Here is a 14,158-nt window from a genome sequence, read left to right on the forward strand (position 1 = left end):
GAAGATTTATAGTTTATACACTTCTTCCAATAACTGTTGGTCCCCTTCTTTAAAAGAAATACGTAACAATCCAGTGGTAAGATCAACTCCAGTATTCATGTAAAGTGGAAGTTTTATGATCCGTTCTGTATTAGGGGTATAAACAGATACTCCGTTAATTTTTCCCACCACTGTTTTTTTAAGATTACTACCTATGTGCGTCACTTCGATATTGCCATATACAGATCTATTTCCGCTTCGATTTAGTTGAAAGGTTGCGACAGGTGATCCTTCTGTTGAAGTATCTAAGGTAAAGTTGTCTATATTCACCGTTGCATTGACAGTGCCTTTACGTATAATTATGGGAATGGTTACTCCATATATGGGGGTAAGCTTTATAGAAACATTATTTGCATTTGTTGAGGCTTTGGGTTTTTGGTTGCCATTTCTGTTGGGGTCATGACGAAAGTATAAGTGAGATCTGTATTCTCCTGGTGTTAACTCCGCACTTCTGATTAATTGCAGTTTAACTGTTTGTGATTCTTTTGGAGCCAGAACTATTTCTCTTGGAAAGAAACGGAAATTAGAATCTGCAAATTGATGACCAGCTTCTGAGCTATCTATGATATGAAATCCCCCATCCTTTTCCATTTTAATATTTAATGTAGAAATGGTATAGTAAGTGGTATCCATTCCCGTATTTGTAATATTCAATTTTTCAAATTGTTTGTGGTTGCCAAAAACAATCCTTTTTGGATATACCAACAATTCACCTTGCGCACGGCCAATGGCCGATTGTAGAAGAAAGATCAATACAAAAATAATCAGATGATTATCTAATATTATATTTTTGGAAGGATGGGGGATCATAGTTAGGTGTTTAAAAAGGCTTAATTATAATTTACGGTAACAGTTAAGTCAGCTGCATTTGTATAGACTTCGTCCGCCTGATTGGCTCCCACATTTAAAGTAGCACCTATATTTACCGTGGAAGAACCACTACCATTCAAGGTACCTTGAGTAGCTGGACTACTTATAAAGGTATCTACGGTCATAGTTGACGTTGGGCCAGACAATGTGATTGAAGAAGGCAGCGTTAAGGAATAGGTGCTATTAGCTTCACCGGTTACGGTAAATGATGCAGCCGTCGAAGCTGTTCCGCTAGTGGAGAGGGTAACACCTCCAGTTGAGCTCCTACTGCCGTCTGTCCCTAGTACAACGGTACCTGTGGTGGGTGCGGCAGCCAAAGTTCCAAAATTCATGTCTGCAGCATTAACTATACTGATTGGAGTGATAATTTCGGCCGTCGTGGAGGCTGTTGCAGAGTCTTGCGCACTAGCGGCTGTAGCAGCTAAAAATAAAGCAAATGATAAGATTCGGGAATGTTTGTTCATAGGTATTCGTTTTGGTTAATATTAATTATATCCTTATATGGCGGAGGCTGGCACATGCAACAGGGGATTGCCTGTATAGGTACTCATAGAGGTATACTTGGGCTTCGAATTCTTTACTTTTAATGAAACCTCAGGATACTTTTCAAAGAGTAAATTCATGTGCTGCTACCTCATATAAGTGGTTGTTGCATTTCAAAAGTAATTCATTACAAAGTGCATTTTTAAATTTTGGACATTCTCTTAGTAGACGGTGGATTGATAAAATAAGTGTATCAAATTAGGTCATAAGTGATCTAGTAGCAGATTGCTATTCGAGGGAGAGGCATGTGTTTGATATAGATTAAAAGCTATATTTGGTCAGAACGGGAACACCTAACTATTTTTTATCGAACTGTAAGTGCTGTAAAGGTAATTAAGATGAGGTATGTAAAAATGAGTAGACACATCAAAACATGCCCAAGTTTTATGACGTGTATTCAAAGCGGCCTCCCTATGGAGTAGGTACCAATGGGATTAAATAAGACTAATAATTTATTTTGGAATTTTGAAACCAAATGTGCTTCCGTTTCCAACTTCCGAACGAACCCAAATTTGGCCTTCTAGATTTTGAACAATTTTTTTACAGGTTGCCAAACCTAGGCCACTTCCGGAGTATGTTGTTTGATTGTGCAGTCTTTTGAAGGGCTTAAAGATGCGTTCAAGATATTCTTCTTCAATTCCAATTCCATTGTCCTTAATTTCAAAGGTCCAAGTTGTTAAAGACTCAGAGAATGAAATGTGTAACTCAGGGGTTTGATCATTTGGCTGATATTTTAATGCGTTTTCCATTAAATTCTGAAAAAGAATTGTGATGGGCACTCTGTAGGAACTAATAATAGGTAAATGAGGGACGTTTAGTTTAGGGGAGTTATTAATGGAGTGTGATGTGATTCCTTCAAATATTTCTTCAACAAGATCCTTGAGTTTTATTTGTTCTTTGTCTTGATCTAAAGTACCACTACTTGCAAAACTTAAGAGGTCTTCAATAAGACTTTTCATGCGCTCACAGCTCTCATTCATGATATTAAGGTACTTTTTATCCTTTTCATCCCATTGTCCTTCATTTTTTTTAATGATAAGCTTCAAGAATGAATCAATGCCTCTAAGAGGTGCTTTTAAGTCATGTGCGGCGGTATAGGAGAATTCTTCCATATTTTTAGAATATTCTTCCACTTTAGATTGGTAAAGTTCTAACAGTTTATTTTTATTTCTTAACTCCATTAAATAAACCACTTGCTTCGATAACTTCTGTAGGCTGTTTTTTTGTTTCTCTGTTAAGGATTTTGGTTTATTTCCTAATACGCATAGGGTTCCAACGGTAACACCGCTATGTGCGGTAAGTGGCACGCCAAAATAAAATCTATAACTTGGGTCATTGGAAACATAAGGATTTTCCTTAAACCTTTCGTCTATACTCAAGTCGGGTACTTCAAAATAAACTCCATCAGATGCAATAGCATGTTTACATATGGAATGTTCTAAGGATGTTGAATTTATATCTATTCCCAAATGGGATTTAAAAAACTGTTTGTCTTCAGCCAAAATATTTATTAATGCTATGGGAGTATTGCATATGGAAGCAGCAATAGATGTAATATCATCAAACATTTCTTCCGGAGGGGTATCTAAAATATCATAGGATTCTATGACCTTCTGTCGTAGGATTTCATTGCTAGATGTCATTGGGGGTACGTTTTTAAATTGGGTACAAAACTATTGACTTTAATTTTAATAGAACAGGACCTTAATCAATATTTTGAGGAGATATAAGGTCATTTAAATATTAGATTTGGTCTATTGTGGAATATGTCAACTACAATCTAGTAATATTCTTAAGTATTTTGAAATATTTGAAGACTTTAAACTTCAAGTAATTTAAATTTAATCAATTAGCAAAATGTAAACATTGAGCAATGGAAACAGTATTTTGTGGTCAAATTAATTTTTGTAAGAATTTTCTTAGTTTTGCAAAATTATTTTTGTACTTTATTACTTATATTCAATATTATGAAGCATAATACAGTATGTATCATCGACGATGACCCGATATTCGTTTACGGTACCAAGGTGTTGCTGAACTATAACAGAAGTTTTTGTTCCAACATAATTGTATATGAAAATGGGAAGGAAGCTTTGGATGATCTAAGGTTCATGGTAAAAACCAATGAGGCATTGCCTGAGGTCATATTTTTGGATCTGAACATGCCGGTAATGAACGGGTGGGAATTTTTGGACCAATTAAAAAAAATGGATCTAGGGAACAGGGTCGGGGTTTATGTTGTAAGTGCCTCCATTGACCATGAGGATCAAGAAAAATCAAAGGAGTATGATATGGTGATAGATTTTATAGGAAAGCCACTAACCCCAAACAAACTGAAGCAATTGTTATTGGTTGCAGAAAAGAAGGCCCATTGAACCAGTTAAAGGAGCACGCGAATTGAATTAAACCCGAGATAAATAGATAGTAGAAGCAAAAAAGCCCAAAAACGTAATGTTTATGGGCTTTTTTTTTAATCAATTAAGATCTTGTGACCGGGCTGGGGCTCGAACCCAGGACCCTCTCCTTAAAAGGGAGATGCTCTACCAACTGAGCTACCAGGTCATTATTTCAGCGCTAGCATATTGCTGTTTGCGGGTGCAAATATAAGGGCATTATTTTATTTCACAAGGCTTTTTTCGAATAAATTTATTTTTTTTTGAAATCCCCTTTATTTGAATCATTTTTACCCAAAATATTAGCATGAAAATTGTTTTGGTTGGGTACATGGGTAGTGGTAAGACCACAGTAGGTAAGGAGTTGTCCAAATATTTGGGTTTCAGGTTTTTAGACTTGGACAGTTTTATTGAGGATAAGACAGGGATGAAAATTTCAACCATTTTCAAGGAAAAAGGAGAACTTTTTTTTAGAAAATTGGAGCATCAATATTTATTGGAAGTATTGGAAAAAAATTCTGAAATTATTCTTTCCACCGGTGGAGGCACTCCATGTTATAGCGGAAATATGGATGCTATTTCCAAGTTTACCGATCATGTTTTTTACCTACGGGTGTCCATTCCGGAATTGGTAAAACGACTTTCCAAAGAAAAATCAGAAAGGCCATTGATTGCCCATATAGAGGATGCGGATCTTCCAGAATTTTTCGGGAAGCACCTTTTTGAACGTTCCCCATTCTATTCCATGGCCACGCATACCATTGCTGGCGATGGGAGCCCTGAGGACATTGCAAAGGAGATAAAATCGCTGTTACGCTAAAGAAACGGAGTCGTTCTTGGCCTTAAACTCAACCTTGATATGCTCTTGTAGGGAAGTAGACAGGGAAATGCCCTTATAATCTGCTTTGACGGGATATTTCTTATGGTTCCTGTTGACCAGTACAGCGGTCTTCAATTGTTTTAATGGGACCCTTAGAAAATGGTGCACCCCATAGATCAGTGTAGTTCCTGAGTTTAGGACATCATCTACCAAAACCACCGATTTATTGGCATACTCCTCTTCGGGCATGGAGGTCGTTACACCACTGGCTACGGGATTCTTCTTGTCCATGGAAACCTTGCAAAGTGTAATTTCTGCCTCGGTTATTTTCTGGAGTACCGTCCTGATCTTTTTTGCGAACAACAGTCCACCACCTTCAATTCCGGCCAAAATTATTTCCGGCTCTTCCACATTGGCCTCATAGATTTGATAGGCAATGCGTTTGATCTTGTGCTGAATCTGGGCGTGGGATAATATCTGGTTCTGCATTTGGTGCTTGTTTACTTTTCAAAGATAAAGAACAGTTCTTTATCTTTTCTGGGTTGAATGGAATTATGGGCCCTTTCCAATATTTTAATTTGGAAAAAGGGTCTAAATAGGGCATGGTATTCTTTTTTGTTTCCTCCAAAAGGCGGTCCAACGTCGGTCAATGGGAAATCAAAGAACAAGCCGGCGATTTTACCACCCGGCTTTAGAAGCTCTGTCATTTTTCTGACATATTCTGGGCGTTGTTCCGGGTGCAGGGCACAAAAAAAGGTCTGTTCCAGCACCAGATCAAAATTGGACTCTTCCAGATCAAAGAAATCGGCCTGGATCAATCGATCCCTTGGAAATTCGGGACAGGCTTTGGCAATATGAGCCAAGGGCTGTTCTGCCAGATCAACCACATATACATTCCGAAATCCAGATCCATGCAGGTAGATGACCTCATAGCCATTCCCTGCACCAGGGACCAAAATTTTGATCTCTTTGTTTCCCAGTTGGTCGATATATGCTTTTAATGGCGTGGAAACATGGCCTATGTCCCATTTTAATTCGCCATACCGGTATTTTTCCTCCCAGAAATCTTTAGTCAGTTTCATCTATATAGTCGTCTATGTCCCTGCGGTCTTTTTTGGTAGGCCTTCCAGTGCCTTTTTTACGGTAATAGTCTTTGGAGTATTTTAAGAGGTCGTTTTGGGCAAATGCTTCCTTAGGGGTGGTATCAACCCTGTAGATGTCCACAAGTTTGGCCCCCACGCGGTTGGGAGGGATGTCAAGAACCGTAAATTCGTAATTGATCTGGTCCTTGCGCACCACGAACTTGTCTGTGGGATAAACCTCCCGTGAGGGCTTAACCGCCTGTCCATTTATTTTGATGTGACCTTTTTTGCAGGCCTCTGTAGCGATGTTCCTGGTCTTGAAATACCGTACGCTCCAAAGGAATTTATCTACGCGCATAAACTATTGAAATTCTTTATTGTTGACTTCTACAAAAATAAGGGAAAATTGTATCTTGCGGACCTTAAAAAGAGATTCATGAGAGTAAACAGAATATTTTTACTGTTTTTATTGATAGGAATGGTGTGGTCCTGTAAAAAGGATGATGATCCTGGTTTTGAGACTATACCACCTAGGGCTTTGGATGAAGTGGCCTTGGAGAATGATGCATCCATTAAAGAATTTTTGGCGACCCATTTTTACAACTATGAGGAGTTCGCCAATCCATCCGCAGATTTCGATTATAAAATTAAAATAGACACTATCGCTGGGGAGAATGCCAACAAAACACCCTTGATGCAACAAGTGCAATCTGAAACGGTTACGGTGACCAATACCGATCTTGGTCTGGAGAGCGAACAAAGCGTTCAACATACCTACTACTACCTTATCGCAAGAGAAGGAGAAGGGGAGCGGCCTACCGTAGCGGATTCTACCTATATCAGATATGAAGGATCCCTATTGAACGGTACCGTATTTGATGGGACCGCGGATTACTCTTGGCAATACCTTCCCTTTTTTCTTAGGGGCTATTCCAGAGGGATCAGTCAAATGAAAGCGGGAGATAATATTGTAGTGAACAATGATGGTACTACAAGGATCACGAATAGCGGCATAGGCATGGTAATTATGCCTTCGGGTCTTGGTTATTTCAATCAGATACAGGGAGGAATTTCACAATACTCTCCCCTTATATTCAAATTGGATGTAGGTTTAATGGTGCCGGATACGGATTATGACAATGATGGAATTCCGTCCATTTTGGAAGATTTAAATGGCGATGGCAATCTGAACAATGACAATACCGATAGAGAGGCCGAGGTAAAGGCCAGGACCGGTTTGATCCCAAACCATCAGGATCAGGACGATGATGGTGATGGCACTCCAACGAGAGAGGAAATTATTATCGATGCCAATGGCAATATCACTTTCCCCGATACCGATGGGGATGGTATTCCTGATTATCTGGACAAGGATACAAAATAGAATGGCATATAGATCATATAAAAAAAGCCCGCTAACACTAGCGGGCTTTTTTTATGGTTGATACTTGTAATTACATTTTAAAGGATAAACTCAAAATAAGTTGGTCTGGTCTTGTGTCTATTCTATCATTAAATCTTTCAGCAGAAAGAACAGTCACCTCATTTTCGCTGAAACCTCTTTCGTATCTAAGGTCCAAGCCAAAATTGCCAAAGCTCAGTCCGGCACCAATGTTCAGGCCAACAGTTACATCGTTTTCTACGTCACCAATGGTAACCCCATCAAAATCAGTGTCCAAAATATACTGAAATGCAGGTCCGGCAAAAACATTCAAAGGGCCAACAATGTTCAAGCCAATCAACAGGGGAGCGTCCAATTTGCTCATGTCCAAGCTGTTGTTGTCGTAGTCAGATTTGGTTTTGGTATAAACCAACTCGGGTCTGAAATAGATTTTATCTCCAATTTTACCAAAGATCCCTAAATGATAACCCACATTTTTGTCCGGATTCTCATAGGCGTCTGCCGTGGAATCAAAATAATCTCCGTTACCGGCGTAGTTAAGACCCCCTTTGATACCAAATCCTGGTCCGTTTTGGGCTAATGCTGTAGCTCCGATCAAAGCAAAAAATGCAACTAAAACTGTTTTTTTCATAATGTGTCCTTTTTAATTAGAATACGTTGCGCAATTAAGGCACAACTCTGTTAATAGTTTGACTTAAAAAGAATTTATCTTAACACGAAAAAGTGTGTTGATGGCACAAAAAAACCGCTAAATAATCCCTCTATTTCTAGTTGGTGATCATAGCAGTTTAGTTGTTTTATGTTCCACAGTTTTCGCCGTTTTCCATGTTTGGAATCCTCTTCTCCCTATAGGGGCATTTGATTATTTTCTTTTTAACACACCTACAACGGCTTTTTCAATGGCTTTATTGTTCAATCCGTATTTTTCCATCAATTCTTCTGGCGTACCACTTTCGCCAAAGGTATCCTGGGTGGCCACAAACTCTTGAGGTGCGGGATGGTTAAGAGTCAGGGTTCTGGCAACACTTTCTCCCAGTCCGCCCAAGAAATTGTGCTCTTCACAGGTAACGACACATCCTGTTTTTTTGACGGATTTTAAAATGGCCTCTTCATCCAACGGCTTTATCGTATGGATGTTGATTACCTCGGCAGAAATGCCCTGGGCCTCTAATGCTTCAGCGGCAATTAGGGCTTCCCAGACCAAATGGCCCGTTGCAATAATGGTAACATCGGTACCCTCATTGAGCATTAAGGCTTTTCCTATTTCAAATTTCTGGTCGGCCGGGGTGAAATTGGCTACTTTGGGTCTCCCGAATCTCAAATATACCGGGCCTTCATGTTCGGCTATGGCTATGGTCGCTGCTTTGGTCTGGTTGTAATCACATGGGTTGATGACCACCATTCCGGGTAGCATTTTCATTAAACCGATATCTTCCAATATTTGGTGCGTGGCTCCATCTTCTCCAAGGGTTACCCCGGCATGGGAAGCACAGATTTTTACGTTCTTGTCCGAATAGGCAATGGATTGTCTGATCTGGTCATAAACCCTACCTGTGGAAAAGTTGGCGAAGGTACCTGTAAAAGGTATTTTTCCCCCGATCGTCAATCCAGCAGCGATTCCCATCATATTGGCTTCGGCAATTCCGATTTGAAAAAAACGCTCAGGATTCTCCTCAATGAATGTCTCCATTTTTAAAGAGCCCACCAAATCCGCACAAAGGGCAACCACATTGGGGTTTGTTCTTCCCAACTCTGTCAACCCGGCACCGAATCCGCTTCTTGTATCGTTTTTTCCTTGATCTATATATTTTTTCATCGTAGTTTTTTCTTTAGAATGGTGCCATATGGTCACCTGTTTGTGTAAAAGTTTGGATAAGATTAATAGTCCCCCAAAGTTTCAGGGTTCTGTGCAAGGGCCGTTGCCAACTGTTCGTCATTGGGTGCCTTCCCGTGCCACGCATGGGTGTACATCATAAAATCTACGCCATGACCCATAATGGTGTGTAAAAGAATACAAACAGGTTTTCCTTTGCCTGTTCTACTCTTCGCGTCCTTTAAGCCGTTGATAATGGCTTCCAAGTTGTTCCCTTCCTTAACTTCCAACACATCCCATCCAAAAGCCTCAAACTTTTTCTTAAGGTCGCCCATGGGCATTACATCATCGGTAGCCCCATCGATCTGTTGTCCATTGTAATCAATGGTGGCAATGATATTGTCCACCTTCTTGCCTGCGGCATACATGATGGCTTCCCAGTTCTGACCTTCCTGAAGTTCGCCGTCCCCGTGTAGGGTATAAACCAATTTGGAATCCTTGTTCAATTTTTTGGCTTGTGCGGCACCCAAGGCAACCGACATACCCTGACCTAGAGAACCTGAGGCAATCCGTACTCCTGGGAGTCCTTCATGGGTGGTAGGATGGCCCTGCAAACGGGAATCGATCAATCTAAATGTGTTCAATTCGTCCACGGGAAAATATCCCTTTCGTGCCAACACACTGTAATACACAGGAGAAATATGCCCATTGGATAAAAAGAAAAGATCTTCCCCAATTCCATTCATATCAAACCCTGGTTTCAATTCCATAATCTCATGGTACAAAGCCACGAAAAATTCCGTGCATCCCAAAGAGCCTCCAGGGTGTCCTGAGTTCACTTTATGTACCATCCGTACAATGTCCCTACGTGTTTGTACCGTAATATCCTGTAATTCTTGTGTTGTTGGCATTTCTTATGTTGTTTTATAGTTTCCAAAAGTAAACGCTATCTTTTGCGTATACAAGTATGAATTGTTATATTTTGTTAACCGTCAGGACCATGGGTGAACTTTATTTTTTTGTTAAGGACATTTGAGGCTTAGTTGATTATATTTGCCGTCTTAAACGAAGATTTGGAATTTACATTATTACATACAGACCCCAAGAGTAAGGCACGTGCCGGTAAGATGGTGACAGACCATGGAACTATTGAGACACCCATTTTTATGCCCGTTGGTACGGTAGCCTCTGTTAAAGGAGTCCATCAAAGGGAATTAAAGGAGGAGATCAATCCGGATATCATTCTTGGAAACACCTATCATTTATATCTAAGACCCAAGACACAAATTCTGGAACAGGCCGGTGGCTTGCACAAATTTATGAATTGGGACAGGAATATTTTGACCGATAGCGGCGGATACCAGGTATATTCCCTTTCCGATAATCGCAAGATCAAAGAGGAAGGAGTTAAATTTAAGTCGCACATAGATGGTTCTTACCATGTGTTTACCCCAGAAAACGTCATGGAAATACAGCGCACCATTGGGGCAGACATTATTATGGCCTTTGACGAGTGCACACCTTATCCCTGTGATTACAATTACGCCAAAAGGTCCATGCACATGACCCATAGGTGGTTGGAGCGTTGTTTGACTCATTTGGATAAAATCCCTTTCAAATATGGATACTCACAAGCATTTTTTCCTATTGTCCAGGGGTCTACCTATAAGGACCTCAGGAGACAGTCGGCAGAGTATATTGCCGGAGTAGGAGCAGTCGGGAATGCCATTGGTGGCCTGTCGGTTGGTGAGCCTGCCGAGGAAATGTATGCCATGACAGAGGTGGTTACCGAAATTTTGCCGGAAGATAAGCCCCGTTATCTTATGGGCGTGGGCACTCCCATCAATATTTTGGAGAATATAGCTTTGGGAATTGATATGTTCGATTGTGTGATGCCCACGCGAAATGCCCGTAACGGTATGTTGTTTACCGCCCATGGTACCATCAATATAAAGAATAAAAAATGGGAGGCTGATTTTTCCCCAATAGACGAAATGGGGATCACCTTTGTGGATACCGAATACACCAAGGCCTATTTGAGACATTTGTTTGCTGCCAATGAATATTTGGGAAAACAAATAGCCACAATACACAACCTAGGATTTTATCTTTGGTTGACCCGTGAGGCGAGAAAGCATATTTTAGCAGGGGATTTTTATGAGTGGAAAAATATCATGGTAAAACAAATGGATAAGAGACTGTAATGTTGACCATACTGGATAAATACATATTGAAGCGATATCTGGCAACCTTTACCGTAATGTTGTTGCTTTTTATTCCCATTGGGATCATGGCCAACCTTGCGGAACAGATTGGTAAGATGATAGATAACGAGGCGCCCTTGAACGAGATCGCTTTTTATTATCTAAACTTTACCATCTACATTGGGAGTCTTTTGTTTCCGATCTTTTTATTTTTATCCGTCATCTTCTTTACCTCAAAATTGGCCAATAACACAGAAATTGTGGCCATTCTCAGTTCGGGGGTTTCCTATGGTAGGTTCCTGAGGCCCTATTTTATTGGAGCTACCATTATTGCGGTCATCATGTTCGTAATGGGGATGTTTATAGTTCCCAACGCCAGTAAGGGTTTTAACGAGTTTAAATACAAATACCTCAAAAAGGGCAAACAGGATAGGATCACCAGTAATATTTTCAATCAATTGAATGAAAATGATTTTATTTACGTGAGCAGTTTTGATCCTGCCAGACAACGCGGGTATAACTTCACTCTGGAACATTTTAACGATAAGGATCAGCTGGAGTATAAAATATCGGCGGGCAATATCAGATGGAAGGAGAAGGATAGTGTTTATGAACTCACCTCCTATACGAAAAGAAAACTGGTCAATAACAAGGAAGTCGTGGAGACCAAACGCAAATTGGATACCATCTTCAATTTTAAGATAGATGACCTTACCCCTGTATCCTACATTGCGGAAACCAAAAATTTATTTGAGCTGAACAGTTTTATTGAGGACCAACGTAAAAAGGGGGCCTCCAATATCAATAGTTATATTCTGGTAAAGTACAAGCGCTGGGCACTTCCTGTCACGGCATTTATATTGACGGTGATTGCGGTTGCGGTATCTGCGGCCAAGCGCAGGGGAGGTATGGGTGTTAATCTGGCTTTTGGGATCGGGGTAGCCTTTATCTACATCTTTTTTGATAAGGTCTTTGGTACCTTGGCCGAGCAGTCGGGTTTTTCTCCATTGTTGGCCGTCGTCTTGCCCAATGTTGCCTTTGGTATTGTAGGATTTTATCTGCTGCAGAATGCCAAACGATAAACTCAAGAATTACCTTCACCTTCATTTTATTGTATTTATATGGGGGTTTACGGCCGTATTGGGCAAACTGATTACCGTGGATGCCCTGCCCTTGGTGTGGTACCGAATGTTTATGGCTTCGGGATTGATCATGCTGTATATCGCATATAAAAAATTCTCGCTTCGGGTGCCCACCAAGACCCTGATCATACTCATCATTGCCGGGGTTGTCATAACCCTGCACTGGATTACCTTTTTTAAGGCAATCAAAGTGTCCAATGTTTCGGTTGCCTTGGCCACAATGTCCACAGGGGCCTTTTTTACGGCCCTGTTGGAACCGATCTGGTACGGTAGAAAAATTGTGTGGTATGAAATCCTCTTTGGGATTATTGTCATGTTGGGACTTTACCTTATTTTCAATGTGGAAGCTACCTATATTGAAGGCATTGTGCTGGCCCTTATTTCCGCACTCCTTTCGGCCACCTTCTCCCTGATCAACGGGAAACTTATTCAAAAGGAAAGACCGTCCGTCATTTCCATTTACGAAATGGCCAGTGGGGTGCTTTTCTTGTCCATCTACCTCTTTTTTAGTGGAAGCTTTACCCAAGAGTTCTTTCAGCTTTCCTCCAATGATTGGATGTACATTTTTATCTTGGCCTCCTTTTGCACGGCCTACGCCTTTATAGCCTCGGTCAAGGTGATGAAATTCATAACGCCGTATACGGTAATGTTGACCATTAATTTGGAACCGGTGTACGGAATTATCTTGGCTTTTATTATCTTAGGGGAAAGTGAGAAAATGGATCCGTTGTTTTATATTGGAGCATTGGTCATTCTTTCCACGGTAATTGCCAATGGCATTTTAAAGAACTGGACAAGGTTAAAAAGTAGAAGAGTTCGCTAAGGTTCTCCTTTAAAGTTTTATATTTGTCTGCTTTTATAATTTAAACTGTAGTTTCATGGAGTATTTGGATTTTGAACTTCCGATCAAAGAACTTGAAGAACAATTAGATAAGTGCATGATTATTGGTAAGGAGAGCGACGTTGACGTAACGGAGACCTGCAAGCAAATAGAGAAAAAGCTTTCCGAAACCAGAAAAGAAATCTACAAAAACCTTACTGCATGGCAGAGGGTACAACTTTCCAGACATCCAAACAGACCCTATACACTCGATTATATCAATGCCATTTGTGGTGATTCATTTTTGGAACTCCACGGCGATAGAACGGTAAAGGATGACAAGGCCATGATTGGTGGTCTTGGAAAAATTGGTGACCAGAGTTTTATGTTCATTGGCCAACAAAAAGGATACAATACAAAGACTAGACAATACAGGAACTTTGGGATGGCCAATCCCGAAGGCTATAGAAAGGCTTTGCGATTGATGAAGTCTGCAGAAAAATTTGGTGTACCTGTGGTTTGTCTGATCGATACTCCCGGTGCCTATCCTGGAATTGAAGCGGAAGAGCGCGGACAAGGAGAGGCCATTGCCAGGAATATTTTGGAAATGACCCGTTTGAAAGTTCCGATCATTGTTTTGATTATTGGTGAGGGAGCTTCTGGTGGTGCTTTGGGAATAGGTGTTGGTGATAAGGTATTGATGTTGGAAAATACGTGGTATTCTGTAATATCCCCAGAATCGTGCTCATCCATCCTATGGAGAAGCTGGGAATACAAGGAACAAGCGGCAGAATCCTTAAAATTGACTTCTACGGATATGAAAAAGTTGAAACTTATTGATGAGGTGGTCAAGGAACCGGTAGGTGGTGCCCACGCCAATAGGGAGAAGACTTTTGAAATAGTAAAAAATAAAATTGCCTCTCATTATGAGGAGTTGAAAAAGTTATCACCAAAAGATTTGGTAAATGCCCGTATGGATAAATATGCCAATATGGGTGTCTTTAACGGCTAATAAGCCCGTTTAAAAAAC

16 protein-coding genes and 1 tRNA gene are annotated in these 14,158 nt (G+C 40.4%); 7 read left to right on the top strand and 10 right to left on the bottom strand.

Annotation, left to right across the window (positions count from 1 at the left end):
• Nucleotides 1-6 precede the first annotated feature (6 nt).
• The 3 genes from WAA86_RS14045 to WAA86_RS14055 form a co-directional block, all read right to left on the bottom strand.
• Complete coding sequence (locus tag WAA86_RS14045; RefSeq protein ID WP_337301649.1) at nucleotides 7-849, bottom strand: molecular chaperone; 843 nt, start codon at nucleotides 847-849, stop codon at nucleotides 7-9.
• Between the two features lie 20 nt (nucleotides 850-869).
• Complete coding sequence (locus tag WAA86_RS14050) at nucleotides 870-1,373, bottom strand: DUF4402 domain-containing protein (protein WP_337301650.1); 504 nt, start codon at nucleotides 1,371-1,373, stop codon at nucleotides 870-872.
• Between the two features lie 531 nt (nucleotides 1,374-1,904).
• Nucleotides 1,905-3,095 carry a GAF domain-containing sensor histidine kinase gene (locus tag WAA86_RS14055; RefSeq protein ID WP_337301651.1) on the bottom strand — a complete coding sequence of 397 codons (1,191 nt, stop codon included), beginning with the start codon at nucleotides 3,093-3,095 and terminating at the stop codon, nucleotides 1,905-1,907.
• 324 nt (nucleotides 3,096-3,419) lie between these two features.
• On the opposite strand from WAA86_RS14055, the gene WAA86_RS14060 reads away from it, so the two are divergent.
• Nucleotides 3,420-3,827: a response regulator gene (locus WAA86_RS14060; RefSeq protein WP_337301652.1), complete on the top strand. Its 408-nt coding sequence runs from the start codon at nucleotides 3,420-3,422 to the stop codon at nucleotides 3,825-3,827.
• 114 nt (nucleotides 3,828-3,941) lie between these two features.
• Here the strand turns inward: WAA86_RS14060 and WAA86_RS14065 are convergent.
• A tRNA-Lys gene (locus tag WAA86_RS14065) sits at nucleotides 3,942-4,014 on the bottom strand.
• 138 nt (nucleotides 4,015-4,152) lie between these two features.
• Here WAA86_RS14065 and WAA86_RS14070 point away from each other — a divergent pair.
• Complete coding sequence (locus WAA86_RS14070) at nucleotides 4,153-4,665, top strand: shikimate kinase (RefSeq protein WP_337301653.1); 513 nt, start codon at nucleotides 4,153-4,155, stop codon at nucleotides 4,663-4,665.
• Here the strand turns inward: WAA86_RS14070 and WAA86_RS14075 are convergent.
• Genes WAA86_RS14075 through WAA86_RS14085 form a run of 3 tightly spaced genes read right to left on the bottom strand, consistent with a single transcriptional unit; the run spans nucleotide 4,657 to nucleotide 6,105 of the window.
• Nucleotides 4,657-5,154 carry a phosphoribosyltransferase domain-containing protein gene (locus WAA86_RS14075; RefSeq protein ID WP_337301654.1) on the bottom strand — a complete coding sequence of 166 codons (498 nt, stop codon included), beginning with the start codon at nucleotides 5,152-5,154 and terminating at the stop codon, nucleotides 4,657-4,659. The genes WAA86_RS14070 and WAA86_RS14075 overlap by 9 nt on opposite strands.
• A gap of 11 nt (nucleotides 5,155-5,165) precedes the next feature.
• Nucleotides 5,166-5,747, bottom strand: a complete 582-nt coding sequence (locus tag WAA86_RS14080; RefSeq protein ID WP_337301655.1) for a methyltransferase domain-containing protein — start codon at nucleotides 5,745-5,747, stop codon at nucleotides 5,166-5,168.
• Nucleotides 5,734-6,105 (bottom strand): RNA-binding S4 domain-containing protein, encoded by a 372-nt coding sequence (locus tag WAA86_RS14085; protein ID WP_337301656.1) that lies wholly within the window; start codon nucleotides 6,103-6,105, stop codon nucleotides 5,734-5,736. The genes WAA86_RS14080 and WAA86_RS14085 overlap by 14 nt, the downstream gene beginning before the upstream one ends.
• Before the next feature lie 78 nt (nucleotides 6,106-6,183).
• On the opposite strand from WAA86_RS14085, the gene WAA86_RS14090 reads away from it, so the two are divergent.
• Nucleotides 6,184-7,131 carry an FKBP-type peptidyl-prolyl cis-trans isomerase gene (locus tag WAA86_RS14090; protein WP_337301657.1) on the top strand — a complete coding sequence of 316 codons (948 nt, stop codon included), beginning with the start codon at nucleotides 6,184-6,186 and terminating at the stop codon, nucleotides 7,129-7,131.
• A gap of 70 nt (nucleotides 7,132-7,201) precedes the next feature.
• On the opposite strand, the gene WAA86_RS14095 is transcribed toward WAA86_RS14090, so the two are convergent.
• From WAA86_RS14095 to WAA86_RS14105, 3 genes are all read right to left on the bottom strand, one after another.
• On the bottom strand, nucleotides 7,202-7,780 hold the full coding sequence (locus WAA86_RS14095; protein ID WP_337301658.1) for an outer membrane beta-barrel protein: 579 nt from the start codon (nucleotides 7,778-7,780) through the stop codon (nucleotides 7,202-7,204).
• 231 nt (nucleotides 7,781-8,011) lie between these two features.
• The gene (locus tag WAA86_RS14100) at nucleotides 8,012-8,965 is read right to left on the bottom strand and encodes a transketolase family protein (protein ID WP_337301659.1); all 954 of its coding nucleotides are present in this window, start codon (nucleotides 8,963-8,965) and stop codon (nucleotides 8,012-8,014) included.
• Between the two features lie 62 nt (nucleotides 8,966-9,027).
• The gene (locus tag WAA86_RS14105) at nucleotides 9,028-9,873 is read right to left on the bottom strand and encodes a transketolase (RefSeq protein WP_337301660.1); all 846 of its coding nucleotides are present in this window, start codon (nucleotides 9,871-9,873) and stop codon (nucleotides 9,028-9,030) included.
• Nucleotides 9,874-10,035: 162 nt separating this feature from the next.
• Between WAA86_RS14105 and tgt the strand changes: the two genes are divergently transcribed.
• From tgt to WAA86_RS14125, 4 genes are read left to right on the top strand one after another with little or no spacing between them, the layout of a single operon-like run.
• Nucleotides 10,036-11,166, top strand: coding sequence for a tRNA guanosine(34) transglycosylase Tgt (gene tgt, locus WAA86_RS14110; RefSeq protein WP_337301661.1), 1,131 nt, complete (start codon nucleotides 10,036-10,038; stop codon nucleotides 11,164-11,166).
• Nucleotides 11,166-12,248, top strand: coding sequence for an LptF/LptG family permease (locus tag WAA86_RS14115; protein ID WP_337301662.1), 1,083 nt, complete (start codon nucleotides 11,166-11,168; stop codon nucleotides 12,246-12,248). Before tgt ends, WAA86_RS14115 begins: the two co-directional genes overlap by 1 nt.
• A complete protein-coding gene (locus WAA86_RS14120) occupies nucleotides 12,235-13,131 on the top strand; it encodes a DMT family transporter (RefSeq protein WP_337301663.1) in 897 nt (298 codons plus the stop codon). The genes WAA86_RS14115 and WAA86_RS14120 overlap by 14 nt, the downstream gene beginning before the upstream one ends.
• A gap of 55 nt (nucleotides 13,132-13,186) precedes the next feature.
• Nucleotides 13,187-14,140 carry an acetyl-CoA carboxylase carboxyltransferase subunit alpha gene (locus WAA86_RS14125; RefSeq protein ID WP_337301664.1) on the top strand — a complete coding sequence of 318 codons (954 nt, stop codon included), beginning with the start codon at nucleotides 13,187-13,189 and terminating at the stop codon, nucleotides 14,138-14,140.
• Nucleotides 14,141-14,158 lie beyond the last annotated feature (18 nt).

The organism is Sediminicola sp. 1XM1-17 (assembly GCF_037203765.1).
Lineage (GTDB): Bacteria > Bacteroidota > Bacteroidia > Flavobacteriales > Flavobacteriaceae > Sediminicola.

Bases quoted from the DNA above. Each gene is read 5' to 3' on its own strand.
- WAA86_RS14045 (WP_337301649.1), bottom strand. From the start codon at position 849: ATGATCCCCCATCCTTCCAAAAATATAATATTAGATAATCATCTGATT.
- WAA86_RS14120 (WP_337301663.1), top strand. From the start codon at position 12,235: ATGCCAAACGATAAACTCAAGAATTACCTTCACCTTCATTTTATTGTA.
- WAA86_RS14105 (WP_337301660.1), bottom strand. From the start codon at position 9,873: ATGCCAACAACACAAGAATTACAGGATATTACGGTACAAACACGTAGG.
- WAA86_RS14095 (WP_337301658.1), bottom strand. From the start codon at position 7,780: ATGAAAAAAACAGTTTTAGTTGCATTTTTTGCTTTGATCGGAGCTACA.
- WAA86_RS14080 (WP_337301655.1), bottom strand. From the start codon at position 5,747: ATGAAACTGACTAAAGATTTCTGGGAGGAAAAATACCGGTATGGCGAA.
- WAA86_RS14085 (WP_337301656.1), bottom strand. From the start codon at position 6,105: ATGCGCGTAGATAAATTCCTTTGGAGCGTACGGTATTTCAAGACCAGG.
- WAA86_RS14125 (WP_337301664.1), top strand. From the start codon at position 13,187: ATGGAGTATTTGGATTTTGAACTTCCGATCAAAGAACTTGAAGAACAA.
- WAA86_RS14050 (WP_337301650.1), bottom strand. From the start codon at position 1,373: ATGAACAAACATTCCCGAATCTTATCATTTGCTTTATTTTTAGCTGCT.
- WAA86_RS14090 (WP_337301657.1), top strand. From the start codon at position 6,184: ATGAGAGTAAACAGAATATTTTTACTGTTTTTATTGATAGGAATGGTG.
- WAA86_RS14055 (WP_337301651.1), bottom strand. From the start codon at position 3,095: ATGACATCTAGCAATGAAATCCTACGACAGAAGGTCATAGAATCCTAT.
- WAA86_RS14070 (WP_337301653.1), top strand. From the start codon at position 4,153: ATGAAAATTGTTTTGGTTGGGTACATGGGTAGTGGTAAGACCACAGTA.
- WAA86_RS14100 (WP_337301659.1), bottom strand. From the start codon at position 8,965: ATGAAAAAATATATAGATCAAGGAAAAAACGATACAAGAAGCGGATTC.
- WAA86_RS14115 (WP_337301662.1), top strand. From the start codon at position 11,166: ATGTTGACCATACTGGATAAATACATATTGAAGCGATATCTGGCAACC.
- WAA86_RS14060 (WP_337301652.1), top strand. From the start codon at position 3,420: ATGAAGCATAATACAGTATGTATCATCGACGATGACCCGATATTCGTT.
- WAA86_RS14075 (WP_337301654.1), bottom strand. From the start codon at position 5,154: ATGCAGAACCAGATATTATCCCACGCCCAGATTCAGCACAAGATCAAA.